We start from the raw sequence: 25,177 nt of genomic DNA on the forward strand, positions 1-25,177 counted from the left end.
ACGTACGGGCCCGCGACGAAATCGCCGACTTGCAATTCGATGCGGAAGGCATCGACACAGACTATCCGAATATGCGCAAGTTCCTGACCGCTATCGGTGAGTTCCAGGTCTACATCGCCTCCAACAGTACGAGCCTGATCAATTATGGCGAGCGCTACCGGTCCGGCGAACGCATCTCCTCGGCTTTCGTCGAGGCGACCGTCAATGCCGTTATCTCCAAGCGGTTCGCCAAGAAACAGCAGATGCAATGGAGCAAAGTCGGCGCGCATCTCTTGCTGCAAACCCGCACCCAAACCCTTGACGGCTCCCTGCACTCGACCTTCCGGCAATGGTATCCAGGCATGGTCAACGACAGTCAGGAGCACAGAGTAATAGCCAGTGCCGCATGACCGCCCCACAAATCCTTATGCTCCCCAATATGGTAGGCGAACTTGATCAGCGTCGACAAACGTGAACTCAGTTTCAGCGAGTCGTGAAGCCGTTGCGAAATCGTTGCGAAAAATTCACAAACGGTATCTTCTTTCGGAATGCCGACAAGGCTTTGGGCGCGGCGTCGGTCATGCCATGCGAGACGAAATCCGGTATTTATGTCGCGCGGCCAGCCTGTCGGCATCGAAAATTCCAGACCTTACCTGAGCCACTGAGTTCAAGTCGTCTATCCCATTTTGCCCGCTTAGCGCGCCGACCCCGGGCCACGGCACGGTGGGCTTTTTCACTATTCGACCCGTGGCGGGCTGGCACCATTGCGAAATGGTGGTGGTCGGAACGTTCGCTGCTTTCCGCGCTCTTCGGTTAAGTTGATCCAATCCGGCTGGCGGCCGACCGCGCTCGTCCAAAGCCTTGACATCAACGGCCCATTACCAACGTCGGAATCTAGCGAAACCCCCGACTAAAGTGATGATTGGCTAAGCAATTGCAGCCATGGAGGTGTGACGTTGCACCCCCTCCTGTTGAAAACAGTGGATGGGGTTTTTCGTTTTTGGGTTCTTACGAAGCCAACTTGGACTGCGGGCCTATTTTCAAATTCAAGAGGATAAATCGGCGACTGCCTTGCGATCATCATCCGTCCAATGTGAAGTTTCGTCGGAAATCACCAATCCCATTTCGCCGCCCACCCTTGCCGGCGTTGGGAGTTAGACCTGTTTTGAGGGTTTCCGCGAAGCTGTCTCTCGTATAACCGTCCTGTAGCAGTGCAAGCACTGTGAGTGGTGGCGCTTTCCTCGGGACCGCCGCGGAATTTCCGGTGAACCTCTTGCCGCTAGTAACCGCACCGAGCGCGTTGAGCGGCGAGTGACAGGCCACGCAATGCGTGAGGCGTTGCAAGGTAAGCGCCGCGGTTCCAGGACGCCGAATGGGACGGATCGTCGTGATAGCGATGCGGTGAGAAGAAGAGGTTCTTCCATCCAGAAACCAGAAGCCGAATATTGAAAGGGAAGATCACTCGATTGGGCGGCGTCGTGTGGGCAATCGCAGGCGTCGCCATGACGGCCGCGTAGAGATCAACAACGTCTTGATCGCTCAATCAGCGTCAAATCATTGTAGGGGGAAGACCGGCGGTACAGATTTCCCCTTGGGCTATTGCCGTTGCTCAGCGCATCGGAAAATTGCGCGAGCGTCCAGTTTCCTATGCCGGTTTGCTTATCCGCGTGATGTTGGGCGGATAAAATGTTCCAAAACGTGTCGTACATTGGTTTGCCGCCGGGAAAGTGCCGCGCCGCTGTTTTCGTGGTCCGTGTGACACGAACCGCACCCGGCGAGACGGATTATATATGCGCCGCGGGCGGCGTCGCCCGCCAGCGCCAAGTTGCGTGGGGGTCCCGTGACGGGCTTCAAAAAAATAGGTTGCTGTGGCCAACCCCAAAAGGCGCCACCCGCGCGATCGACCATTTCCAGCGGGGCCTATATTCACCATGATGCCTCGGGCTCGAGCTATCTGACATGGGTGCGACTGTTTTCCCCAACATACGCGACAATGCCCAGATGGTGCTGCCGAGATAGACGAAAGACGCAGGGATGCACATCAGCACGCCGGCCAGTAACCTGGTCGTCAAGCCCATTGCCGGAATAGGCAGCGTAAAGCGGATGAGGAGCAAACATAATCAACGCCGAAAGGAAACGAGCCTTGTATTGCGACCAATGAGACGAGGACGACCGCCATTGCTGGGCTGAGGCGTCGCTTGCCACTGGGTGAGTACCACGCGCCAGAAAAACGTGGCGGCCACAAAAGCGTGACGTGTTCACAAACGTGGACGGCTTCTGTTGCAAGAGCCCAATCATAGGCCGCTGGAATGTGCCAGAACACATCGTGACAACGAAGAAGCCTGCGGCTATCCAGGCGGCAACCTCCTTGTGGGCTGCTTGTTTCATGCCCCGGGGAATGCGGCGATTGCCTGCCCCGATATAACGCCTGGTGAAATTTGGAAACGCTCGCAAAATGACAAGATGGCTATTCGAATATAGCGCAGGAGCGGCGCAACCGCGAGAATGAGCAGCAGATGTTGAAACATGTGGGACCGAAAACAGCTCTTCCGAAAGCGCGTCGACACGGTGACAGAAGTGCTAAAACAAGAGCTAGAACAGCAGCAAAAAACGCCAGCACCCTAGGCTTGCTGACCGCCCAATTTCGGATGTCGGCTGAGAGCATTGTCACGACCCCGTCAGATACAGCGCCATCAGAATGGCAATCAGCGTCTCCACCAGTGGATCTCCAAACCATGAAGTCCAGAGGGCCGAGCCGGATTCGCGAGCAAATGCGGGGCTGGCGATTCCCGCCACTGCCGCAGTCAGAAAAAGGGGACGACGCATGGCGAGACCAGATAAGGGACGAGCAGCGCGAACAGAACGGCGCGGCGAGAAAGATGGAACTCGAAACAAGGCCGCAAAGCCCAAGGAATCGGGTTCGGCCAGCCCCCGCCGTCAAATGCCTCATGATGGTCACCGGGGAGCTTCCGCTCGAGTAAGCCGCCATGTTCGGTGCGCGGAGAACAATCCAAAGAGACAGATTGCCCACTGCAATCACCGCGATGATTGCAGGTGGGCACAGTGAGGAACGGTATGGATCGCAGCGGCGGGGGCTTTAGGGCAACGATCGCCGTTTAGAAAATATGAAACCAGCAATTGCAATAGCCACGCTCCCGGTGCCGCGAAAAGCCCCGCCAGGACCAGACGGTAAGGCGCGACATGGCGCAGAGGCGCAGGGTGCTGAACTCGCTTGCAAGGGGGTGCAGCGCGCTCATGAGATTGAGGGACCAACATAGGCGGTGATGAAGACAACGATCCATACCACATCGACGAAGTGCCAGTAGAGCGCCGCCAAGTGCGATCATGCTCGTGATGCACCGCCCCTGAACCGGCCCATAAGCGTCCAGACCAGAAGCATCGTCAGGGATCAGTAGTCCCACCGCGACGTGCGCCATATGCACGCCCGGTGAGAATGAAGAACGCGGAGCTATATGCACTGGTCGAGAGCACGATGCCTTTTTCCCGCCCATTCGAAGGCCTGAATGATGATGAAGGCGGAGCCAAGGATTATCGTCCCTGCCAGCCGCAGCGCAATCTGAGGCTGTTTCCCGGTCTGCCGGAATTGGCTTTGGCCCCAGGCGACCACGAAGCTGCTGGCGACCAAGATAACGGTGTTGGGGATCACGAGCTTCAGGCTCGGCGGTCCCGATGGCGGCCAGGGACCGGTCTGCTGCGAGCCGAGATAGACGTAGCTGAAAATCAGATAGACAAACAGGATTGCCTCGGTCGCGGATGAGGCAGGCCATTCCCCACCACGCGGTGGAAACAGTTCCGGACCCGCCAACCGGTAGTGTTTCGCTGGCTGTTCGGTCAGTCATGGATTTCGACCTCTTCCAATGCCGCGTTGTGGCTCCGGCGTCAGCCATAGTGCCAGAACGCCGAATTCGCATACGGCGCCAAGGGCGACCAACCAGATGACTTGCGCCAACAAACCGAAAAACAACCCCGTCATGCCGACCGAGAGCAAGAACGGCAGAATGCTATCACCGGGCATCTTCAATACGACATTGGGCTCGGCATCGAGCGGTGTCACACCGATTGTCTCCCTTGCCTTTATCCAGGACCATTCCGTCACGAACGGCATCGCCGATTATCGACCTCTCTTCGGTCTCCTTTAAGGCGATCCTCCCACAGCGGATAACGCGAGGCGACTTGAGGAATCGTCGCAAAATTATAGACAGGCGGCGGAGACGTGGTCGCCCATTCAAGGGTTGGTGCGTCCCATGGGTTGTCGCCTGCCGGCGCACCGGATTTGAGACTTTTTGCAACGTTGATCAGGAATAGAAAAACACCCACGGCGAAGACAAACGCGCCGAGGGTCGACAACATGTTCAACCATCCGACGCCCATGTCCGCTGGATAGGTATAGATACGTCGAGGCATGCCCATCAGACCAGTTACATGCATGGGAAAGAACGCGGCGTTGAACCCGATGAACATGGTCCAGAAGGTCCATTTGCCCAGCCGCTCGTCCATCATCCTGCCGCTCATTTTGGGAACCAGAAATGCAGCCCGCCGACGACCGGGAAGACATTTATCCCGAGCAAAACGTAGTGGAGATGAGCGACGATAAAGTAGGTGTCGGTCAATTGCCAGTCGAGTGCGACCGATGCCGTCATGGAAGCCCGAAACCCCGCCGATGACGGAACAGCATGATAAAGCCGGTGAAGAAAAGGAATGGCGGTTGTGAATTGAAGTTTTGCCCGTCCAGGATGGTTGCGATCCAGGCGAACACGGCGATCGCGCTGGGAATTGCGATGATGAAACTCGCTGCACTGAAGAACGACAGGGACATTACCGGAAGCCCTGTCGCGAACATGTGATGTACCCACACGCCGAAGCCCAGGATCATCGTCGCCACGGTCGAGATCGCGACCAACGTATAGCCAACCAGTGGTCGACGGCAGAAGACCGGGAGTGCGTCGGAAACGATGCCCCATTTGCTGGCAGGACAAGCGCATAGACCCAGGGGTGGCCCAAATATCCAGAACAGGTGCTGCCAAAGCAAAGGCTGACCGCCGCCTTTAACGTCAAAGAAATGGGTGCCATATCGACGATCGAGCCAGAGCATGCGCAGGCGAGGCTGACCGCTGGAACCGCGAGCAAATTTGCAGCCGAGGCCGTGAGCGTGCCCCAGACAAGTATCGGCAGCCGGTTGACGGACATTCCGGGCGCACGACATCTCAGAAGCGTCACGATGAAATTCGCTGAACCCACCACGGTTGAAATGCCGAGAAAGACCAGTCCAAGCGCAAACACGTCCATGTTGATGCCTGGGTCGTATTCGAGGCTCGTGTTTGGCACGTATGCGAACCAGCCACCATTTGGCGCCTGACCAAGCGGAAAGCTGATGTAGAGGAAAATGCCCGCAAACAGAAAAACCCAATAGCTCAAGGCATTCAGTCGCGGAAAAGCCATGTCGCGCGAACCCAGCATCAGCGGCCAGAGGTAGTTGGAAAAACCCGACAGCATCGGCAATGCATAGAGGAACATCATGGTCGTGCCATGCATCGAGAAAAGCTGGTTGTAGGCATCCGGCGATAGGAATTTTCAGGTCCGGCTGCGCCAACTGGACCCGCATCGCCAGCGCTTCGATCCCGCCGATCACCAGGAAGAAAAACGCTGTGCACAGATACCGAATTCCGATGGTCTTGTGATCAACGGTTGCCAACCAGCCGTACAGACCGGGAGCTGTTTTCCCAGATATCGAGCAGTTTCTGGCGCGTGGAGGTAACTTCCATATTGGGCTGGACGGTGGTCATTTCAGCCCCTCCAGATAGGTGGTGACGTCGTCGATCTCACTGGCGAGCATATGGAGTTCCGGCATCTTTTACGCCCGGCTTGATGGTCTGCGTGTTGTTGATCCATTTTGCCAGATTGGCGGGCGTATTGGTCATCAGACCTGAAGCGATCGTCTCGCGGTCTCCGAAATGCGACAGGTCAGGTCCTAGAATGCCTCCGGCGGAGTACCCCTTATCGTGTGGCAGGCAGCGCAGCGCACCAGGAATGTCTTAAGGCGCGGATCATCCCCTGATCCTGCGGTTGCAGAAGCTGGCCGGTCCCACCAAGCCTCGAAATCGGGTTTCGACAGCACGCGCACATTGAACGCCATGTTGGCATGCTGGAGACCGCAGAATTCGCTGCATTGACCGCGAAAGTCGCCGACCTTGTCAGCCTGGAGCCAGGTGACATTGGTGCGCGACGGGATCATATCCATCTTGCCGCCAAGCTTCGGCACCCAGAAGGAATGGATGACATCCTTGGAGGTGAGATTTATCTGGACCGGCACGCCCACGGGGATCACAAGTTGGTTGGCGGTGATGAATTCGCGCGCAGGATTTGACGATCGATATTTGACTGCCCACCACCATTCCTGGCCGATGACATCAATGCTGAGCGCGCTGGCCTGTGCCGGCTGACTGATCGAACTCACCGTAAGGAGCGTCCATACTGCCGAGCCAACGAGAAAGACTGTCGAAATTGCTACGCCAAATCCGATCCATCGAATGGCCGTACGATCATTGACCGGCGTTATCGCGAGATCGTGCGCCCGCCGTCCGCGCCATAGGGCCACGACAAGCAACACGCCGACAACAATGCAGACCGCGATCGAAATTGCCGTGAGGCCGAGGCCAAGGCTGGCAATGGCTCCAGCAATCGGGCTTGTCGCGTCGAGATAGCCGAGTGGAGACCCGCTGCAACCGGAAAGCGCAACGGTGAACAAAAAGAGAGACGCCACGCGCCTCATTGCTTTTGTCCCGCCGGGGCTCCCTGTCCCTGGTCAGCCGCCGCTTGCTGCTTGCCGTCACCCGACGAGGCGCTGAATGTACCGCCCAACGACTGCAGATAAGCGACCAGTTGCCACAAGCTTTGGGGAGGCAGAGCGTTACCCCAAGCCGGCATTCCTTGAGGGCGCCCCTCGTAAATGCTCTTGTAGACATCTATCGGGGTGCCGCCATAACGCCAGGCCGTGTCCGTGAGATCCGGTCCCATCCCACCCTTGGCTTTATAGCCATGACAACCCGCACAGTTCATCGACGTGAAGAGTTTCTTGCCTTCCTGGACAGAGTTAGGATCGTTAGCCAATGGATTCGCGGTGCTGGCACTCAGAGTCGGCGACCTACCCGCGCTCAAGCCCAGGGGGACAACCGCGGCAATTCCTTCCGGATAGGCGACGTCTATTCGATTCTGCGACTGCCTCTGTGTCATAATCAGCCATCCCGTCGCGCCTGCGCCGACAGCCAGGAGGATGAGCACGGCGATAAGAATGCGACCGAGTGACATGGCGAATTCCTGGCGGTTACTGCTGCTGAGTGGCCGCTCCAACGGGGATAGGAGTGGCGTCGGCCGCTGTCTTGACTGTGTCGCCATCGACGGAAAAAACATAGATCGTATTGCCGCGCGGCAGGAAGCCAGGCCGCTCCTTCTGCACCATCGCGGCACCTCCCACTCCGGCGGCAACAGCCACATACTGCCGGTTATCAGGCCCAATATAGGTGATCGGCTGTCCAATGATGCCCGAGCCGAGTTTTTTGCGACCAAAGAACTTTGCCCGTCCACGCGTCTAGCGCGCGGAACCATCCATCCGTGGTGCCGTAAAAGATGAGATTGCTCGCCGTGGCAATGACGCCACTCATGACCATGAATTTCTCTGGGACTTCCCAGATCTTCTTGCCATGAGCTGGGTCCCAGGCGATCAGGCCGCCCCAGTTTCCATCGGGGCCGTCCACTGAAAACCGCTCCATCTCCATGCCATCATAGGGCGTACCGGAAATGTAGGAGACTTCGTGGTCCGTCAGGCCCATACAGATGTTGAACACACCGACATAGAGTAAGCCGGTGTTCGGACTGAAGGCCGGCGGCTCCCAGTCCTTCTGCCCTATGTCGGGTGGACAGACCCTGTCGATCTTCACACCGGGCTTGGGCTCGCGGGCCGGATCTACGATCGGCCGTCCAGCCTTCTTGTCGAAGCCGGTGGACCAGTTCTGATAGGCAAAAGTATTGGCCAGCAGCACTTCGCCGGTGTTGCGGTCGATCGTGTAGGCATACGTGTTGCGGTCGAAATGCACCAGAGTCTGACGCATCTTGCCGTCGATCGGCATGTCAAGCAGAACCGCTTCGTTGACGCCGTCATAGTCCCATTGGTCATGCGGGGTGAACTGATAGGCCCACTTGGCCATTCCGGTCTCTGGATCCCGCGCGAACATCGCGCTGGTCCACAAGTTGTCGCCGGGACGCTGGGCCGGCACGCGGGGACCAGGATTGCTGGTGCCATAGTAAATTGTCTTGGTCTTTTCGTCATAGGACACGAACCCCCATGAAGCACCGGCACCCGTGTTCCAGGCGTCCACTGGCCAGGTTTTGATCCCCAGGTCCTTACCCTTCATCCAGTCGTAATAGGGTTTGAAACTGTCGCCGATACGGACATCCGTGTCCGGGCCGACAGCGTGCGCGCGCCAGATTTCCTTCCCGGTGCCGACATCCAGGGCGGCCAACCACCCATTGACGCCCATCTCACCGCCGGAGTTGCCGACGAATACTTTGCCGTCGGCGGCAAAGGCCGATTGGGTCATGGTCACGCCATGTTCCAAGCTATCCAAGGCCGTCCGCCAGACCTCTTTTCCTGTCGACGCATCAACAGCGACAGTGTGGTCGTCGAGGAGATTGTAGATCAATTTACCGTCGGCATAAGCCCAACCCCGAAGAACGGCATCGCAGCAGGCCTTGCCAATTGCCTGGGGGGAAGGATTGGGGTCGAACTTCCACTTGATCGAAGGTCCCGGCTTCGAAAGATCAAGCGCATAGGCCGTGTTGGGATAGGGCGAAACTACATACATCGTATCGCCTACTACCAGCGGCGCGCCCTCATGACCGTATTGCGTGCCGTCCGAGAATGTCCAGGCCACCTTCAGCTTGCCAACATTATCGGGGGTTATTTCTTTAAGAGGGCTAAACCGGGTGTTCGCATAATCGCGTGCCTGACTTGTCCATTCGCCGGGCTTGCCGGCGCCGGCAAAATTTGCCGTGGCGTCCGAGTACGATTTTGGTATCCCCGCCGTAGGTGCTGATTGCGCTTGTCCCGACCCTGTCATGGCAGCTAAAGCCGCTATGGTCAGTAGAATGCGCATGCAACCCTCCCCGCCTTTTCGGATTAACGCCGTGTGGCCTGAACGGTTGCATGCGTTTTTGCTATTTTGAGGGAGGTTGTTGGGCTATGCGGCGATAGACGAACGGGCTGATGTCTTTCTCGCCCGGCACAGCCCCTGACACGGCATTCCTGACCAATATTTCCATACGGGAATGGATGACCGATTTTACGCAAGCCGGGTCTGTTGCCGCGGCATCCCCCGCGATTGCCATCGCTTGGCAGCGACAGCCGCCCCAATCGATTTCGCGCCGATCGCAAGTGCGACAAGGCTCCTGCATCCAGTCGACGCCGCGAAACGCATTGAATGCCGGCGAGTCGCGCCAGATTTCCATGAGGCCGCGGGACCCGAATCGCTCGAAGGAGAGCGACGGTATCGTCTCCGCTGCATGGCATGGAAGCACCGTGCCGTCGGGTGTGACAATGAATGCGTCGCGCGCCCAGCCCCCCATACACGGCTTCGGAAAGGTGGCGAAATAGTCTGGGGTGACGAAGTCAATGTTCATGATGCCCGCCAGCCGCTCGCGCGCCGTCGCCACGATGTCGACCTGCCTGTCGACCGCAGCGCGATCAGGCATCAATGCACCGCGGTTGGTCAACGCCCATCCGGCGTATTGTACATTGGCGATCTCGAGGCGCTCGGCATCAAGCGAAAGTGCAAGTTCAATGAATCCCGGCACCTCTTCGATATTGTGGCGGTGGATGGGTGCGTTGATGGTCAACGGCAAGCCCGCCGCACGAGCGCGTCGCGCGGTGGCGAGCTTCTTCTCGTGGCTACCCCGATGATTGCCGATACGCTCTGTGGTCTCCGGTCTCGCACCCTGAAAACTGAGTTGCAGATGGTCGAGCCCAGCTTCAGCAAATGCCTCGATGCGGCCATCGGCAATGCCGACGCCCGCAGTGATTAGGTTGGTATAAACGCCTTGGGCGGAAAGCCTGGCTATGATCTGCTCGAGATCCCGGCGCAGCGTTGGCTCACCGCCTGACAAATGTACCTGAAGAACGCCAAGTTCGGCGGCCTGCTCGAACAGCTCCAGCCAGGTCCGCGTATCGAGTTCGCGATTAGCCTTCAGCAGTTCGACCGGGTTAGAGCAATAGGGGCATTGCAGGGGGCAGCGATGTGTTAGTTCCGCTAACATGCCGATAGGAGGTAGGAGGGGTGCGCTCATAGCTTGACCAACAGCTGGTCGGACCATCCCTGTAGGAACGCGATGACGTCGGTCGCAACGTCCTCCTCCTGCGCGTCATACTCGGCGGCAAGACCGGCGATGATCTGAGCGACCGAGGAACGCCCATTGCAACGCCGCAATATGTCGAGACTGATCTCGTTCGGCCAAAAAACCTTCTCGGGCGACAGTACGGCGAATGCGCTTCGGACGGGATCGAACTGAATGCGCACGTGTTTTGGCAGGAACGGAACAGAATGTGGTGCCAACAGCGCTCTTTTTCGCAGCTCCGTCATGGCGAAAGTTCCAGACAGAAGGCGCCGGGCGGTATGTTTGTCTTCTCGCCATAGGCATGCTGAAGAGCGTCTAGCATCGCCCAAAGGAGATCGCATTTGAATACGAGGGCATCGACCACCTGCTGCTGTCGCTCCGGCGTGGTGGCATGTTTGAGAACGTATGCCAAGGCGAAGTCGGCATCGCGCGTAGCCTGTTCGGGACGTCGCGTGAAATAAGCCAGCGTGTCCTCGGTGACGTAATCGTATTTAGCCAGCATTGCCGGAACTCGCTCGCCGATTATGGCCGGCGAGAACATCTCCGTCAGTGACGACGCGACCGCCTCCATTAGCGTCCGGTTCGTGCAGAAAGAGAGATAGGCACCGACTGCGAAACGTGTTGCCGGCAGCGCCAGCCGTTCGCTCTTGACGACGTCAGCGTCGAGACCGAGGGAGGTTGCAAGATGCAGCCATCGCTTTATACCCCCACTCCAGCCGTCCGCTCCGTCATGATCCTCGATGCGCCTGCGCCATGCAGCACGAAAGGCGGGATCCTCGGCACGGGCGAGGATCATCGCGTCCTTGCGAGGAATCACGGCTTGGTAACAAAAGCGGTTCAGCGCCCATGCTTGCATCTCCGTTTTCGAGAGTGCGCCGCTGATCATCTTTTGATGAAAAGGGTGACGGTGGTGGTAGCGTTCGGCCCCTACTTGTCTCAGCAGAGCTTCGAGTTTTATGGCCGACAAGCCTCCTTTAGCCGCGCGGTGGAAATCGCTCAAAATTCTATCTCCATTCCGTCGCGGGCCACTTCCCACCCTGCTGCCCGAACTGACATGTATTCGGCCGAGTTCTCATCAAGAACAGGGTTGGTGTTGTTGATATGGATGAAGACCCGGCGACTGATATTCAAATCGGCCAGAGCGGCGATGGAACCTGCGTTGCCCGACATCGCCAGATGGCCCATCCGAACTCCGGATTTATGACTGACACCGGCGGCAATCAACTCATTATCGGCATGGACCGTGCCGTCGAACAACAGGCAATACGCGTCGGTGAGCATTGCACGCAGGACGGCATCGATGCTCGCACAGCCTGGGATATAAAAGACCGCGCCGCCAGCGGTGCCACCAGCAACGCGAATCCCAATCGTGTCACCGGCATTCGAGCTGAAATTCGCATGCGGGTGCTGTCTGTCTTCCAGGTAGAGTGCGATCTTGCCCGATACAGGAAAGCACTCAACCGTCACACCCGTCTCAAGTCCTTCAGCATCGCGGATCGCCACTTCTTCCGCTAGCGGCAGTAAGCGTCTTGGGACAAGTTCCGGATCTAGGACGTTAAAGATAGAATTCGCGTCCAAGGCCGCCAAAACTTGTACCGTCGCATAAATAGCAAAGGGCTGCCGCTCTCGCAAACTGAGCAAGCCGGCGATATGATCGACATCGGCATTAGTGAGTACCACCGCACGGATCGGCGTCGAGCGGAGCTGCGAATTCACGGATGGCTGCAACACCGCCGTCTCCGCGATCTGCTGTCTGATATCGGGTGAGACGTTGAAAAGGACCCAAGCCGCCCCATCGGCCGAGACGGCGGCGCTGGATTGTGTACGTTTATGAATGCCTGCCAAACCAGAACGTGCTGCGCGGCTTAGGTAATAATTACAGTTCCATTGCGGCAAGCCACCGCCTGCGGCAGATCCGAGTATCTTCATGCGCATCAGGACGCCACTCTATTAGAGCAGTCGAATGAATTTTATAGCATTCTTCCGCTGAACGCTAACAGGCCCTTCGACATGGAAGGGGTAGCGCGCCCCGGTTTGGAAGGGCGCGCTTTACTGGCTATTTCTTCGAAGCAATCTCCGCAGGCAAATAGCGCGATATTTCAAAGCCCGCTGCCACCTGGCACATGGTCGGCTTCTTCCAGGTCTTCTTCATAGCTTTCTCCTTTTATACCAAGCGCGTCGGAGTCTGCCGTCACCAACCTAACGATACTTCATGGTGAGGGTTTAAGTGGTTATAAGGCCGTGAGCGGCTTTGCGTTGACACAACGTCGTGATGCGAATCCGGTTCCTCTGGAATTAGCATACGAACTCTTTTGCAACGGGCCTGGCTGGCGCCTCTCAAAGAGCCCCGTGTTCTCCATATTCTCAACTTTGACCGCACCGCGTACCTTTCCCATGGACGTGAAGACACGTACAAGATTGCGGCGCTGCAATCCCGACGGTTGGAACCGAGAACAACCGATACGGCGCTGGCCGCATCTTCGCAGCAATCTATTTTTTACCACCGCGACCTGGAGATAAGCCGCTGCTGTCGATATTCGAAATGTCTGCTCTCCTCCTGACGACGTCAGCGGTGTTGGGGTGGATCAATCATAAATTTCTGCCTATGCCGCACACCATCGGCCTGCTGACAATGAGTGTAGTGGCCTCGCTCATTTTGGTGATGATAGACGCCATCCTGCCAGAGCAGCACCTGTTCGAGCCCCTGACCAAGACGCTGCTCCAAATAGACTTTACATCGGTCGTCATGAACGGGATGCTGGCATTCTTGCTTTTCGCAGGTGCGCTCCACGTAGATTTTGGAACACTCCTCAGTCGCGCGGTACCTGTGATCGTGCTTGCTACTTTCGCCACTATAGCGTCGACCTTCATCATAGGCCTCCTGTTTTGGCAGGCCGCTGGCCTTCTTGGTCTTTCATTGCCGCTGTCGTGGGCGCTGGTTTTTGGCGCGCTCATCAGCCCCACCGATCCGGTGGCTGTCATGGCCACGCTCAAGAATATTGAGGCCCCGGCAAGTCTCGAAGTAGAGATGCAGGGCGAGTCCCTGTTCAACGACGGTGTCGGCATTGTCGTTTTCACGATCCTGCTGGCGTTCGCGATCGGCGCGCCCGAGGAAAGCACGAGCCTGACGTCGGTCGCCGAACTCCTGATTGTAGAGGCCGGTGGTGGGCTTCTGCTGGGCATCTTAACGGGCTACATTGCCTATTGGGGCATGCGGCTGATCGACGACTACGCAATCGAAGTGCTCATTTCGCTGGCGCTGGTGACGGCAACCTACGCGCTCGCGCAGCGCATTCATGTCAGTGGCCCACTTGCAGTCGTAGCGGCAGGTCTGCTCATTGGCTATCGAGGGCCCCGCGATGCGATGAGCGACCGTACCCAAACATACCTTTTCGGTCTCTGGACACTCATCGACGAGGTTCTGAATTCGTTGCTGTTCCTGCTCATCGGACTGGAAGTGCTTATCTTGCGATTTGACCCGGCTTCACTGCTTGTCGCTGCCGCGGCCATTCCAATCGTGATCGCCGCACGCTTCCTCGCTGTCGGTGCACCCATCCTGGTCCCTTGGGTCAACCGGCTGATGTCGGGCCGCAACGTTCTGTTCCTGACCTGGGCCGGGATCCGCGGCGGCATATCCATTGCGCTGGCGCTCTCTGTTCCCGAAGGCACGGCAAAGCCAACGATCCTGGCGGCAACCTATGCGGTTGTGCTGTTCAGCGTGATCGTGCAGGGATCGACGCTCGGCTACGTCGCGCGCCGCACGGTGCTCAGTTACAAAAGCGGCAATGATTAAAACCGTGCTATTTCTTGGGTGCATTTTGGGTCAGCGCTTCGAGGTGGCCAAAGGGGCCATGGTCCTTCATCGCGAGGAAACCAGAATGCCTTCGGGTGATGTCTTGGATATCTTCGGGCGTTGAAATGTTGCGTTTCGCATCACCTACCACCAGATCGGCATGACGGTGCAAGGTAGCCCGGCGAGATGGGTCGTGCTCGCAACTCGTTACCGCCGTGAGCACGTCCAGCAAGCGAATGAGTACGGCGGCACTGCCTGCTGCATTCTGCCTGATCATGTGGAACATCGCATCCGCAAGTCCGTCATACCCGACGGCTGGAACGACGAGCACCGGGTTTCCTTCGTGCAGCAGCACACCAGCGGGCAGATGAAGTGGGGCGAGTTCACAGAGCGCGGCGCCGAAGCGGTCGATCACGCTCACAGCGGTATGCGGGTCGTTGATGCCCGGAGACAGCGCCCGCACGGCCACCTCGACAAGCTGTCGCACCGCGAATTCGATATCAGCAGAGCTCCCGCGCTGCGCACTCAAGGCGGTTGCATCGCGGATGGCTTCCTCTGCGCCATCTACCGGCGGCGTCATCAACGCGATCGGCGCCCCCGGAAACACAAAGTCGCCGGGTCGCACCAGCAATCTCACCGCCGTTCCTTTGTCGGCCGCCCATTCCGCCAATCCGGTGTCATCCAGCTGCTGCAGGTAACCTCGGCGACCATCCAGAATGACCGCTGCCTCTTTCCAGAACGACAGCGGAGGAGGCGATGGTTGTCTCTCTTTCACGGCTATTCGCCCGAATGCGCGCTGCACGTCCAGGCTGACCAACGCAATGACGGTGTCTACGTTAATGCGCCCCGCCATGTGGCCAACGAAGAAAACAAGAGTGGCGACGCAGACGAAAGCCAGCAGAATGCTGACGGTAAGCGAGAGATGCGGAACGAAAATGCCTTCATCCTGGGTGCGTACCGTGCGTAGGACCATGAGGGCATAGCAGAAAGTGCCGAGGAATGCGCCCAATGTGAATTGGTTGCCGCGGTCCTTGGTAAAGTTCCGCAAGAGGCGCGGTCCCATTTGTCCAGCAGCCAGTGAAAGCGCGGCAATGGTAATGGAAAAGACCGTGCCGGCAACACCTATAGTGGAGGAAGCGACCGCGCCCAACAAGGTTCGCGCACCAGTGCCGCCGCCGTTGTAAAGCCAGGAATTGTCCAGGAGGGACATCGGGATGACGCCGCTCCGATCAACGGCGACCATGCCAAGTGCCAGCACTATGCCTGCAGCGGTCATAGCAGCAGGAACCAGCCAAAACGTGTCGGCCAGAGACGTCAGGAATTTTCTGAGCCGAGCCTTCACGATTTCAAGTCGCGGCGGTCGTTATCTGATCCCAATCTAATCCCTCATCCGGATTTCGGCAGCGCGTAGGCAATGATGGAATCGCCTGCCGCCGTGTTGGTCGAGCCATGGCCGCCGGCAACGACAACAAGATATTGCCTCCCATCGGAGCCGAGATAGGTTGATGGGGTGGCCTGACCGCCCGCTGGGAGCCGGTCACGCCAGATCTCCTTGCCTGTCTTCAAATCATAGCCGCGTACATAATAATCGAGGGTCCCGCTAAGAAAAGCGACGCCGCCCTTGGTTATGATCGGGCCACCAATTCCCGGCACACCCATCTTGAATGGCAGCGGGATCGGCGAAAGATCGCGCACCGTTCCGTTGACATGCTTGTAGATCGTCTTGCCTGTCGTCAGATCGACACCGGCGACATAGCCCCAAGGCGGCGCCTGGCAGGGCAGCCCAAGCGGCGACAGGAATGCGCCCATCTTGGCCGCATAGGGTGCACCGAAATTCTCATTGAAGACGTCCCCACCTTCCTTGGTAACGACGCGTGTATATTGGTCCGGGCGCGGGATCATCTTCGACGTAAAGGCGAGGTAGACGGGCATTGCGAACATGATTTGACGATTGGGATCGACAGCCACCGCACCCCAGTTGAACGCTCCGAAATTGCCGGGGTAGATGATCGAACCCTGCTCTGTCGGCGGAGTATACCTTCCTTTGTAATAGAGGTCGCGAAATTCGATCCGGCAAACAAGCTCGTCCAGCGGCGAGATACCCCACATGTCCTTTTCCTGGAGCGGCGGTGGCTTGAACGAAATTGTCGATACGGGTTGCGTCGGAGCCGTGGTGTCAGCCTTGACCGCCCCGCTGGGCGCGAGTTCCTCTTTGACCGGGAGCGCCGGCTCGCCTGTTTTGCGATTGAGGACGTAGACCTCGCCCTGCTTGGTCGGCGCGACCAGCGCCGGGATTTCCGTGCCGCCAATGGTCAGGTCCACTAGGCTGGGCTGTGCAGGCACGTCCATATCCCACAGATCATGATGGACTGTCTGGAACACCCAGGCTGGTTTGCCGGTGTTGACATCCAATGCGAGGATTGAGGACGAATACTTTTCCACGCTGGCGCTGCGGCCGACTCCGTACTGGTCAGGCGATTGGTTGCCCATCGGCAGGTAAATCAGCCCGAGCTTGGGATCATAGCTTGAAACACTCCACGAGTTTGGGGCGTTCTCAGAATAGGTCTGACCATTCGCGATGGGCGCCGTCGCATCGGGGTTCTTGGAATCGAAATTCCAGACGAGGTCGCCGGTGTTTACGTCGTAGGCCCGGATGACACCGGACGGTGACGTTGTCGCGACGTTGTCGTTGACGGAGCCGCCGACAATCACCAGGCGATCGGTCACGAGAGGTGGAGACGTGGAATAAATAGAACCGGGCGAGATGTTGGGCATGTTAGCCCAAAGGTTGATGGTGCCGTCGTCACCGCCAAAACCTGGGCAGATTTTGCCGGTTTCAGCACTGATGGAGATCAGCCGCCCGTCGGAAGTCGGTGCGAACAACCTCTTGATACATGTCGGATCAAGATTGGCCATTGCCGCAGTCGTCTTGTGGTTCACAACAGGGTTTGGATCGCCGCGCTTTGCCTGTCCTGTGACAACGTTCTGCGGTACCCCAGCCGCACCTGTTGTTACTTCGGCCGCACTTTCCGCTACTCTCTGCTCCTCGGTTTTGGTTGTGCTGTCCGCTGTCACCGGAGGCTGCTGGCCGGCGGCAGCGGGCTTTGCCGATGCGCCATCGAAGTAGGAAACACCACGGCAGGTCAGATGTTGGGTTGTCTGCTTGGCGGTCTGCTTCAAATGCGGGTCGAACCGCCATTTCTCTTTGCCAGAAACCGCATCAAGAGCAATCACCAGGTTGTGCGGCGTACAGACATAAACGGTCCCGTCAATCATGAGAGGCGTGTCTTCGTAGGTCGCTTCCCCCGGGTCGTTGGGGCCACGAATGTCGCCGGTATGATAGGTCCAGGCGACCTTGAGATTGTCGACGTTTGCTGGCGTTATCTGGTCGAGCGGCGAATAACGTCGACCAGCGTTGGTGCGGCCATAAGCCTGCCATTCGCCGTCTGGCACGCCGGTCTCAAGGGTCTTGTTTGTCGCCATCTGGGCGTCTGAAAATACGCCGCCTGTGTCGTGCTGGCTCAGGAACATTGAATAGAGTCCCGCGACCAGGGCAACGGCTATTGATCCGGCGAGAATCCCGCTCGACGCGTCATAGCGGGCCCAGCCTATTTCAGGCCTGTGCAGGGAGCGAACCATCGGCGGAAGCAACAAAAGCACACCGATTACAACCAGTAGGCTGCCCCGTGCTGACAGCGCCCACCAGTCGAAGCCGACTTCGTAAACTGACCACACGAATGTCACTAGGACGGTGACGCCGTATAGCGCTAAGCCCTCTGGGCGCCGCTGGAAAAGCAGAAATGCCGAACCGGACATACCGACGCCGAGAAGGATGAAGAACCACGACCCACCAATCACTGCCAGCCATGCACCGCCAATGAAAATAAGAACGCCGAACAATCCTGTCAGCGACGAAACAATCGTGCGGTACATGGCTCAGTTCCTGTTTTTCGGTGCCTCAAAACGCTGGGCATCCAAGCAAATATGAACGCAACGCATTCCTGATAACCGTGAACGCCTAAGGTCGCGGACTGTTCCAAAGTGCAACATTTCGTGATTGACTATCGCCTTGCCGTCAGGAGCCATTGATCGCCGAGCTATTGATCGCCGCTGGGGGCTCGCAGGGACCGTGCTGCGCTCAACAGTGACGCCCGGTCCTTCGCTGGACCGCGAACAATTTCGCGAGCCTGATCCGGACTGATCCCTGTTTCTTTCGCAAGGAACCAAATGCGAAAATCGACTTCCTCTTTTTTGCTGTGACCGTCGTTATCGTCGGGCTCATGTTCGGACGGTTTTCTCGACCGCTTGCGCAAAGTCCGCTTCAACGGCTCAACCGTGTTCTTTTACTCGCTGGACATAGATCGCTGAGCACCCGAGTTGTTGTGCCTCTCGATAGAGGCCCGCGCCTCTGGCGGAGAACGCGGGCCGATCAAGCTTTGCCACCTGATCACGGCAGGCACCTCAATGCCTGCCGCTCATGACGAACTCTTAGAAGTGACTAGAGCGGGATGAGATTAGTTTTGGTCATATCCTGAGTTTTCGAAATAGTGCGAGCACTCTGTCGGTGTTACGCGGTTGAGGGTCTGCCCGATGGCGTCGCAAACGGTTTCGACGGTTCGGCTCGCTGCCTTTCTCAGCCAGTGCTTGAGCTTTGAGAAGAGCTGCTCGATCGGGTTGAGGTCGGGTGAGTATTTCGGCAGGAAGAACAGCCTTGCGCCGGTGGCGCGTATGGCGCGGCGCACTGCCTTGCCTTTGTGCGAGCCGAGATTGTCCATGACGACGATGTCGCCGGGCCGCAGGGTCGGAGCGAGAACCTTCTCGACATAAAGGAGGAACCTTTCGCCGTTGATCGGTCCATCGATCAGCCAAGGCGCCTCGACGCGATCGTGGCGCAACGCGGCCAGGAAAGTCATGGTCTTCCAGTGGCCGTGCGGCACTTTGGCCTTGATCCGCTGGCCGACCGGCGCCTAGCCCCTGAGCGGCGCCATGTTGGTCTTGGTCCAGGTCTCGTCGATGAACACCAGTCGGGCCGGATCGATCCGGCCGCGATACTTCCTCCACTGTACCCGCCGGCGCGCCACATCGGGACGCTCCTGCTCGGCGGCGATCAGCGTCTTTATGGAATGGCTCGCCCCTTTCCCTCGGCGCATGATTGCGTCGTCGATGAGTCTGGCACGGAGTTGAGCCGATGAATGAGATCAAGGTTCTTGGTATAGATCTTGGAAAGGACGTTTGCAGCGTTGTCGGGCTGGACGAAGCCGGGAACGTGCTGTTGCGGCGCCGGATGCGTCGGGACAGCGTGGTGAAGCTGGCGGCGGGAATGCCGGCCTGCGTGATGGCGATGGAAGCCTGTTGCGGCGCCCATCATCTCGGCCGGCAGCTTCGTGAGCAGGGCCACGATGTACGGCTGATGTCTCCCGAATATGTTCGTCCCTACGTGAAAGCGCAGAAGAACGACGATCGGGATGCCGAGGCGATAGCGGAAGCCGCGACCCGCCCAACGATGCGCTTTGTCGATCTGAAGAGCGACGAGCAACTCGACATGCAGAGCCTGCACCGGGCTCGAGATCGGCTGGTTGGCGAGCGCACGACTCTGATCAACCAGCTTCGGGCGATTTTGCTCGAGCGGGGAATCATGATTGCCAAGGGGCGGCGCAAGCTTGAACTCCGACTGGAACAGCTTCTCGCCGGAGAGATGGCGATCGGCCGTCGGATCCGGGTTCTGATCGAGGACATGCGAGCCGAGTGGCGCGCCCTCGATGCCCGCATCGTCTCCTTCGACGCGGAGTTCGCGACCCTCGCTCGCACGGACGCATCAATGAAGCTGCTCTCGACGATCCCGGGGATCGGCCCATTGAATGCGACCGCGTTCGTAGCGTCGGTCGGAAAGGCCGAGACGTTTGGCCGGGGCCGTGACCTTGCGGCCTGGCTTGGACTCGTGCCTCGACAAATGACGACCGGAGGTAAGCCTAAGCTTCTGGGGATCAGCAAGCGCGGCAACGGCTATCTTCGTAGGATGCTGATCCATGGAGCACGAGCAGCGCTGCCGTCCCTTGCCAAAGGGAAGACGCTGTTGGGCGAATGGCTTCGAGGCCTGCTGTCGCGAACTCATATGAACACGGCTGTCGTCGCGCTAGCGGCGAAGATGGCCAGGATCATCTGGGCGGTGCTGAGAAGCGGGCGTCCGTTCCAGATGGCGGCGTTGCCGTCGGTCGGATAATCAGAGATCGGCCGGAAGGGAGACCTTCAGGCCGGCGTTGTCTGTGAGTGGACTGAAAAGATGGCCTGACAGTCGAACGGTGTGCCGACATCCTGACCAAAAAAATGGCGCTAGACGCCGACGTCTTTATGAGGATCGGTACGCGCGTAAGCTCCATCTTGGCCGGGGACGATCATTGCCCCGAGACCGGATACGTTGGCGCAGACTGAGATGCCGTCAAAAATCGCTTGCAGGCGGGGCGAGCCATACGTTTTTTGTAACTGAGCTTCTCTGCATGGACGAATTCCCACACTGAGCGGTAGTCGACCGTCAGACCACGCTCGCCAAGCTCGGCCACAAGCCCGCGCAAGGTGAAGTCCCGGTCGCGGCAGCGCTCGATCAGCCAGTCGCGCCACGCGCCCGATAGCTTCTTCGGTTTGTAACCGCCTATTTGGCCAGGCGCCACGCTGCCGGTCTCTTCCAGCCGTTTCAGCCACTCAATGGCCGCGCTGTAGCTCACCCCAAATCGCTTCGCGGCCGCGCGCCGCGAAAGTCCTTCAATCTTGACCGCGGCAACAACCCGATCACGAAGATCCATCGAATAGACTGCCATCCATGCTGGCCTCCTATCCAGCATGAAGGTTGAATCAGAACCGATGTGATTTGGGAATCCCACGACTCCCATAAATCTCATCCCGCTCTAATGTTCCAATTGCAAACGATCCGAGTTCTCCTTCCATGCGTAGCTCGGATTCTGACAGGCGACCCAACCGCTAACTACCTGCTTGCCCAGAATCAACGATGGTGGTTGCGCCCAATGCCGCCTGCCCAGGTAGGTAGGACAGCGTCGCATTCAGACCAGCCGATCAACGATTCGGTCCGCCACCCGCAGTGCATTTGCGATGATCGTCAGTGTCGGGTTGACCGCACCGATGGAGGGAAAGAAACTTGCATCGGTGACATAAAGATTGTCTATCCCGTGAACCTTGCAGTCGCGGTCGAGCACCGAGTCAGTAGGGTTCTCCCCGAAGCGCAAGGTGCCTGCCTGATGGGCCGTCCCTCCGACGGGAACATCCTTTCCGAGATAGAGCTTGCGTTCGAAAAGATGGGGGTGAATGTCGGTCGCGCTGCATATAGCGCGAAGCTTGTCCTTCAATCTCTGGTGCGCTTCCATGTTGGTCGGCGTCATATCAAGGTGCACCCGACCATCCCGATAGTAGATGCGGTTCTGCGACATAGGCAGGTCTTCCGAGGTCAGCCAAAAGTCGACCGAATGCTTGGCGAGCCAGTCAAACGGCATTGTTGGAAACCATTGCATGAAGCCCGGCAGGCCTTCAGCCTCGATTTGTATCCCGTCCGACTTTCCCACCATTTGGATATGGCCGAGCGGGAATTCCCAGTCGTTTGCCGGGCTCTTATCGTGGCCGTGGTAGAAGTCGTTAAGGCCCAGGGTTTTCTGGAATTGCGTCGGATTGGGCGTCTTGGAGATTGCCAGAATCGTCGCATTGTTATGCCGCATGTAGTTGCGACCTAGCTGACCGGATGCGTTGCCCAGTCCTTCGGGGTGATTGTCGCTTGTGGAGCGCAGCATCAAAAGCGCTGACGACAAGGCGCCGCATGCAACGACGACGAGATCGCTCGTCATGCGGCATGTGTGGCCATCGAGCGTGACCTCGATGCCCGTCACCACCGTGCCATCCTGGTTCGTCAAGAGGCGTTCGGCATAGGCGCCGGTCAGTAGCGTCAGATTCGGATTGGATGCGAGCGCCGGGTCGACCGTGATGATCTGTGCATCTGCCTTTCCGTTGGTAAGGCTTGGGAAGCCGTCGAAGGGATCACAGCGCAAAAGCGGTGAATGTGGCGTTGCCTGACCGGTCTGGTCCTCGACCAGCAGAGCGCCCATCGGCAAGTGGAATGGATGCAAACCTTCCCGTTCCAAATCGTCGGAGAGCTGCTGAATGCGCGGTTCATGTGAGATTGGCGCAAAGGCGTAGGGTTTCGGCGATGGCGGTTCTGTCGGGTCTTCTCCCCGACGGCCCCGCACCTGGAACAGCTCTTCGGCAGCCTGATAATAAGGCTCGAACTCGTCGTATTTGACCGGCCATTCGGGCGATACGCCGTCGGGATGCCTGATCGTTTCGAAATCTTCCAAGCGAAGTCGGAAGAGAACGCCACCATAGACCTTGGAATTGCCTCCGACAAAATAATGCAAGCCTGGACGAAATTCCTCGCCTGAGGCAGACGTCCAAGTTTCCTCTGTTTGATAGCGACCCTGGCGGAAAACGGCGTCGGAATCCCAATTCTCGCGCTCACGCTTCAGGTAGCCACCCCGTTCGATCAACAGGATACGCTTGCCTGTCTGGGCAAGGCGCCAGGCCATGGTGCCGCCTCCTGGACCTGATCCGATGATGATCACGTCATACCGATCGTTCGATGCAGTCATCATCCAAATCCTTAGCGCTGCAATTCAATGATCCGCAGGCCACCATGTTCCCACCGCACCGCAATGGACGGCTTGTCGAAACGGTTAAGCTGCCCAATATCAGTTATCCCTCACATCGAGGAAAGTGACAGTGGCCATTGCAATAACTTTTACAACACGGCTCCTTCTGATCCTCCTCTTTCTGCCCTTCAGCGCCATGGACAAGGTCATCAATTTCCACGGGGCTGTTGACCAGGCAAATGAGATGGCAGGTTCCAAGATGACCGCTAAAGTGCTGATCCTGACCGGCCTGTTCGTCGAAATCGTCATGTCGCTTGGCGTATTGACCGGCATAGCGGATCGGCTTGCCGCCTTCGTCCTCGCCGGCTACTGCATGGTGACCGCGCTGTTATGGAAGCAGTTCTGGGCGACCGATGATTTCACATTGGTGGGACCGAGCAAGGGCCGCGACGTTTTTTGGGACTTCCTGAAGAATTTCGCGCTGGCCGGCGGCTTCCTGCTGATCACTTTTGGCGGACGCGCCGATGAAGCCAGCGCTTTCGTACACGCGCCTTTTGCATCGACCTACCCCTATGCGCACGATGTCGTGTTGCCGTAATGATCCCTGCATCGATAATGACAACCGGCAGCCCGATCGAGATCGTCGACCCAAAGTTCTCCTCCTACATCCTCGCCAACGCCCCGCTTGAAGAACTGGCGTCAGGTTTCCGATGGATCGAAGGACTGGTCTGGATGGGCGACTGGGGATGCCTGCTGTTTCAAGACCTTCCGCGCGACCGCACCATGCGTTGGACCGAGACCGGGGGCATTTCCGTCTGGCGCTCGCCATCAGCCAACGCCAATGGGCAGGCGCGGGATTGCCAGGGACGCGTTGTGTTCTGTTCTCACCTCGACCGGGCCGTCGGTCGCGTCGAACACGACGGTTCTGTCACCACTCTCGTCTCGCATTTCAACGGCCGCCGGTTGAACTCACCCAATGACATCGTGGTGAAATCGGACGGCACGATCTGGTTTACCGATCCCGTCTACGGCATCTCCAACGACTATGAAGGCCTCCGACGGAAGAGTGAGCTCGCACCCGCCGTCTATCGTTTCGATCCGGCCACAAAGGGCTTAACCACTATCTCAAGCGCATTCGAAGGACCGAACGGCCTTGCCTTTTCGCCCGACGAATCGCGGCTTTACATCGCCGAGACTGGCGACCAGACGAAACCGAACCCGGCTCAGGTGATGAAGGTCTGCGACGTATCACCGGATGGCCGTGCCATCTCCGGCCTATGTGATTTCTACAAGGTCGAGCCGGGCTATACTGACGGCTTGGCGCTCGACGAAGACGGCAATGTCTGGTCAAGCGCAAAGGACGGCGTTCATTGCATCAGCCCGCAGGGGGAATTGTTGGGAAAGATCGGCGTCCCCTACCGCGTCTCGAATTTGTGCTTCGGCGGCGGACCGCATCTGAATCGGCTGTTCATCGGCGGATCGCATACGCTCTACGCCATTTTCCTAAATCGGCGCGGCGCGCGCACGCCAAGAGGGTGACATGGCCAGGGTTGAAGCCTTTCGGCTGCTGTCGACCGCGCCAAACGCACTGGCTGGCTTTTATCAAAATGTCTTCGGCTTCAACCGCGCGGACACCGACCGGCTGTTCCTGGGTCCCAGCGCATTGGAGATCGGCCGGGCAAAACTCGCCTATCCTCAAGACATCACCGGCAACGATCCCCGGTTTCAGCATTGCGCCATCGTCGTCACCGATATGGGCAAGGCATGCGAGGCGCTGGCCAAGCATGATGGCTGGTCGCCAATTACGCTTGACGGACCACAGCGGCTGCCAGCGGCTTCAGGTGGCGTAGCGGCGTTCAAGTTCCGGGACCCCGAAGGCCATCCGCTTGAGTTCATATGCTTCCCCCCAGACCGGGTGCCCGAATTGTGGAAGGGGCATGAGGGCATATTTCTAGGCATCGACCACAGCGCCATGGCGGTGGCGGATACTGAGCGCAGCCTTCACTTCTACGAGAGCATCGGTTTGCGTATCGGATCACGGCAAGTCAATCGTGGCGCCGAGCAGGGTCGGCTTGACAACATGGCAGCCGGCACGGCAACACAAGTCGAGGTAATCGGCCTCGAATTTGACGGCAGCTCCGGCCCGCATCTGGAGCTCCTTGCTTACCGCGACCCAGAAATGCGCGCCGAAAAGCCCGTTTCAGATGAAAGCGCCGCAGCGACGCATGTGGTGATCGAGGGGCATCCTGGTTTCGAAGGCATCATATTCGACCCAGACGGTCATCGCCTTGATTTCCGATAGTTGTGGTCTCAAGGTCAGCGGAATGCGCAAGGCGCTGCTGGCGCATCCCTATCCTCC

General features: G+C 58.2%; 20 protein-coding genes and 4 pseudogenes. 6 read left to right on the forward strand and 18 right to left on the reverse strand.

Features of this window, described 5'->3' with window-relative positions; genetic code table 11:
* Window positions 1-389: pseudogene (locus GA829_RS32300) on the forward strand (ISKra4 family transposase); the annotation flags it as partial.
* 2,843 nt (window positions 390-3,232) lie between these two features.
* Here the strand turns inward: GA829_RS32300 and GA829_RS37410 are convergent.
* From GA829_RS37410 to GA829_RS32355, 13 genes and pseudogenes are all read right to left on the reverse strand, one after another.
* Complete coding sequence (locus GA829_RS37410) at window positions 3,233-3,286, reverse strand: hypothetical protein (protein WP_308462360.1); 54 nt, start codon at window positions 3,284-3,286, stop codon at window positions 3,233-3,235.
* Window positions 3,287-3,448: 162 nt separating this feature from the next.
* Window positions 3,449-3,805 (reverse strand): hypothetical protein, encoded by a 357-nt coding sequence (locus tag GA829_RS32310; RefSeq protein WP_195179916.1) that lies wholly within the window; start codon window positions 3,803-3,805, stop codon window positions 3,449-3,451.
* Between the two features lie 30 nt (window positions 3,806-3,835).
* Window positions 3,836-4,054: a hypothetical protein gene (locus tag GA829_RS36970; protein ID WP_258052383.1), complete on the reverse strand. Its 219-nt coding sequence runs from the start codon at window positions 4,052-4,054 to the stop codon at window positions 3,836-3,838.
* 38 nt (window positions 4,055-4,092) lie between these two features.
* Window positions 4,093-5,532: pseudogene (locus GA829_RS37655) on the reverse strand (cbb3-type cytochrome c oxidase subunit I).
* Window positions 5,533-5,968: 436 nt separating this feature from the next.
* On the reverse strand, window positions 5,969-6,760 hold the full coding sequence (coxB, locus tag GA829_RS32320; protein WP_195179917.1) for a cytochrome c oxidase subunit II: 792 nt from the start codon (window positions 6,758-6,760) through the stop codon (window positions 5,969-5,971).
* A 5-nt stretch (window positions 6,761-6,765) separates the two neighbouring features.
* On the reverse strand, window positions 6,766-7,305 hold the full coding sequence (locus GA829_RS32325) for a c-type cytochrome (RefSeq protein ID WP_195179918.1): 540 nt from the start codon (window positions 7,303-7,305) through the stop codon (window positions 6,766-6,768).
* Window positions 7,306-7,321: 16 nt separating this feature from the next.
* Window positions 7,322-7,456, reverse strand: a complete 135-nt coding sequence (locus tag GA829_RS36995; RefSeq protein WP_258052385.1) for a hypothetical protein — start codon at window positions 7,454-7,456, stop codon at window positions 7,322-7,324.
* A gap of 46 nt (window positions 7,457-7,502) precedes the next feature.
* Window positions 7,503-9,149 carry a PQQ-dependent dehydrogenase, methanol/ethanol family gene (locus GA829_RS32330; RefSeq protein ID WP_195179919.1) on the reverse strand — a complete coding sequence of 549 codons (1,647 nt, stop codon included), beginning with the start codon at window positions 9,147-9,149 and terminating at the stop codon, window positions 7,503-7,505.
* A gap of 61 nt (window positions 9,150-9,210) precedes the next feature.
* Window positions 9,211-10,335, reverse strand: coding sequence for a pyrroloquinoline quinone biosynthesis protein PqqE (gene pqqE / locus GA829_RS32335; protein WP_195179920.1), 1,125 nt, complete (start codon window positions 10,333-10,335; stop codon window positions 9,211-9,213).
* Window positions 10,332-10,628: a pyrroloquinoline quinone biosynthesis peptide chaperone PqqD gene (gene pqqD / locus GA829_RS32340; protein WP_195179921.1), complete on the reverse strand. Its 297-nt coding sequence runs from the start codon at window positions 10,626-10,628 to the stop codon at window positions 10,332-10,334. Before pqqD ends, pqqE begins: the two co-directional genes overlap by 4 nt.
* A complete protein-coding gene (gene pqqC / locus GA829_RS32345) occupies window positions 10,625-11,383 on the reverse strand; it encodes a pyrroloquinoline-quinone synthase PqqC (RefSeq protein WP_195179922.1) in 759 nt (252 codons plus the stop codon). Before pqqC ends, pqqD begins: the two co-directional genes overlap by 4 nt.
* Window positions 11,380-12,318 (reverse strand): pyrroloquinoline quinone biosynthesis protein PqqB, encoded by a 939-nt coding sequence (pqqB, locus tag GA829_RS32350; RefSeq protein ID WP_195179923.1) that lies wholly within the window; start codon window positions 12,316-12,318, stop codon window positions 11,380-11,382. Before pqqB ends, pqqC begins: the two co-directional genes overlap by 4 nt.
* A 121-nt stretch (window positions 12,319-12,439) precedes the next feature.
* Window positions 12,440-12,535 (reverse strand): pyrroloquinoline quinone precursor peptide PqqA, encoded by a 96-nt coding sequence (locus tag GA829_RS32355; RefSeq protein WP_195179924.1) that lies wholly within the window; start codon window positions 12,533-12,535, stop codon window positions 12,440-12,442.
* A 372-nt stretch (window positions 12,536-12,907) separates the two neighbouring features.
* Between GA829_RS32355 and GA829_RS32360 the strand changes: the two genes are divergently transcribed.
* Entirely contained in the window at window positions 12,908-14,176 is a 1,269-nt protein-coding gene (locus tag GA829_RS32360; RefSeq protein WP_195180156.1) for a cation:proton antiporter, read from the forward strand.
* A gap of 7 nt (window positions 14,177-14,183) precedes the next feature.
* Here GA829_RS32360 and GA829_RS32365 read toward each other — a convergent pair whose 3' ends face one another.
* The 3 genes and pseudogenes from GA829_RS32365 to GA829_RS32375 form a co-directional block, all read right to left on the reverse strand.
* Window positions 14,184-15,518, reverse strand: coding sequence for a DUF2254 domain-containing protein (locus GA829_RS32365; protein ID WP_195179925.1), 1,335 nt, complete (start codon window positions 15,516-15,518; stop codon window positions 14,184-14,186).
* A gap of 44 nt (window positions 15,519-15,562) precedes the next feature.
* Window positions 15,563-18,109 carry a membrane-bound PQQ-dependent dehydrogenase, glucose/quinate/shikimate family gene (locus GA829_RS32370; RefSeq protein ID WP_195179926.1) on the reverse strand — a complete coding sequence of 849 codons (2,547 nt, stop codon included), beginning with the start codon at window positions 18,107-18,109 and terminating at the stop codon, window positions 15,563-15,565.
* A gap of 581 nt (window positions 18,110-18,690) precedes the next feature.
* Window positions 18,691-19,293: pseudogene (locus GA829_RS32375) on the reverse strand (IS630 family transposase); the annotation flags it as partial.
* Between the two features lie 71 nt (window positions 19,294-19,364).
* Between GA829_RS32375 and GA829_RS32380 the strand changes: the two are divergent.
* On the forward strand, window positions 19,365-20,396 hold the full coding sequence (locus tag GA829_RS32380) for an IS110 family RNA-guided transposase (protein ID WP_195176981.1): 1,032 nt from the start codon (window positions 19,365-19,367) through the stop codon (window positions 20,394-20,396).
* Between the two features lie 247 nt (window positions 20,397-20,643).
* Here the strand turns inward: GA829_RS32380 and GA829_RS32385 are convergent.
* A pseudogene (locus tag GA829_RS32385) lies at window positions 20,644-20,988 on the reverse strand (helix-turn-helix domain-containing protein); the annotation flags it as partial.
* A 240-nt stretch (window positions 20,989-21,228) separates the two neighbouring features.
* Window positions 21,229-22,818, reverse strand: a complete 1,590-nt coding sequence (locus tag GA829_RS32390; RefSeq protein WP_195179928.1) for a GMC oxidoreductase — start codon at window positions 22,816-22,818, stop codon at window positions 21,229-21,231.
* A 130-nt stretch (window positions 22,819-22,948) separates the two neighbouring features.
* Here GA829_RS32390 and GA829_RS32395 point away from each other — a divergent pair, with 130 nt between their 5' ends.
* From GA829_RS32395 to GA829_RS32405, 3 genes are read left to right on the forward strand one after another with little or no spacing between them, the layout of a single operon-like run.
* On the forward strand, window positions 22,949-23,416 hold the full coding sequence (locus GA829_RS32395) for a DoxX family protein (protein ID WP_258052386.1): 468 nt from the start codon (window positions 22,949-22,951) through the stop codon (window positions 23,414-23,416).
* Window positions 23,417-23,433: 17 nt separating this feature from the next.
* Window positions 23,434-24,357, forward strand: coding sequence for an SMP-30/gluconolactonase/LRE family protein (locus tag GA829_RS32400; RefSeq protein ID WP_195179930.1), 924 nt, complete (start codon window positions 23,434-23,436; stop codon window positions 24,355-24,357).
* A gap of 1 nt (window position 24,358) precedes the next feature.
* Window positions 24,359-25,120, forward strand: coding sequence for a VOC family protein (locus GA829_RS32405; protein WP_195179931.1), 762 nt, complete (start codon window positions 24,359-24,361; stop codon window positions 25,118-25,120).
* The last annotated feature ends 57 nt before the right edge of the window (window positions 25,121-25,177 follow it).

The sequence above is a fragment of the Mesorhizobium sp. INR15 genome (genome assembly GCF_015500075.1).
GTDB lineage: Bacteria > Pseudomonadota > Alphaproteobacteria > Rhizobiales > Rhizobiaceae > Mesorhizobium.

Coding starts and splice junctions, on each gene's coding strand:
- GA829_RS32325 (WP_195179918.1), bottom strand. CDS start 7,305: ATGTCACTCGGTCGCATTCTTATCGCCGTGCTCATCCTCCTGGCTGTC.
- GA829_RS36995 (WP_258052385.1), bottom strand. CDS start 7,456: ATGGTGCAGAAGGAGCGGCCTGGCTTCCTGCCGCGCGGCAATACGATC.
- GA829_RS32330 (WP_195179919.1), bottom strand. CDS start 9,149: ATGCGCATTCTACTGACCATAGCGGCTTTAGCTGCCATGACAGGGTCG.
- pqqE (WP_195179920.1), bottom strand. CDS start 10,335: ATGAGCGCACCCCTCCTACCTCCTATCGGCATGTTAGCGGAACTAACA.
- pqqD (WP_195179921.1), bottom strand. CDS start 10,628: ATGACGGAGCTGCGAAAAAGAGCGCTGTTGGCACCACATTCTGTTCCG.
- pqqB (WP_195179923.1), bottom strand. CDS start 12,318: ATGCGCATGAAGATACTCGGATCTGCCGCAGGCGGTGGCTTGCCGCAA.
- GA829_RS32355 (WP_195179924.1), bottom strand. CDS start 12,535: ATGAAGAAGACCTGGAAGAAGCCGACCATGTGCCAGGTGGCAGCGGGC.
- GA829_RS32370 (WP_195179926.1), bottom strand. CDS start 18,109: ATGTACCGCACGATTGTTTCGTCGCTGACAGGATTGTTCGGCGTTCTT.
- GA829_RS32380 (WP_195176981.1), top strand. CDS start 19,365: ATGAATGAGATCAAGGTTCTTGGTATAGATCTTGGAAAGGACGTTTGC.
- GA829_RS32390 (WP_195179928.1), bottom strand. CDS start 22,818: ATGACTGCATCGAACGATCGGTATGACGTGATCATCATCGGATCAGGT.
- GA829_RS32400 (WP_195179930.1), top strand. CDS start 23,434: ATGACAACCGGCAGCCCGATCGAGATCGTCGACCCAAAGTTCTCCTCC.
- GA829_RS32405 (WP_195179931.1), top strand. CDS start 24,359: ATGGCCAGGGTTGAAGCCTTTCGGCTGCTGTCGACCGCGCCAAACGCA.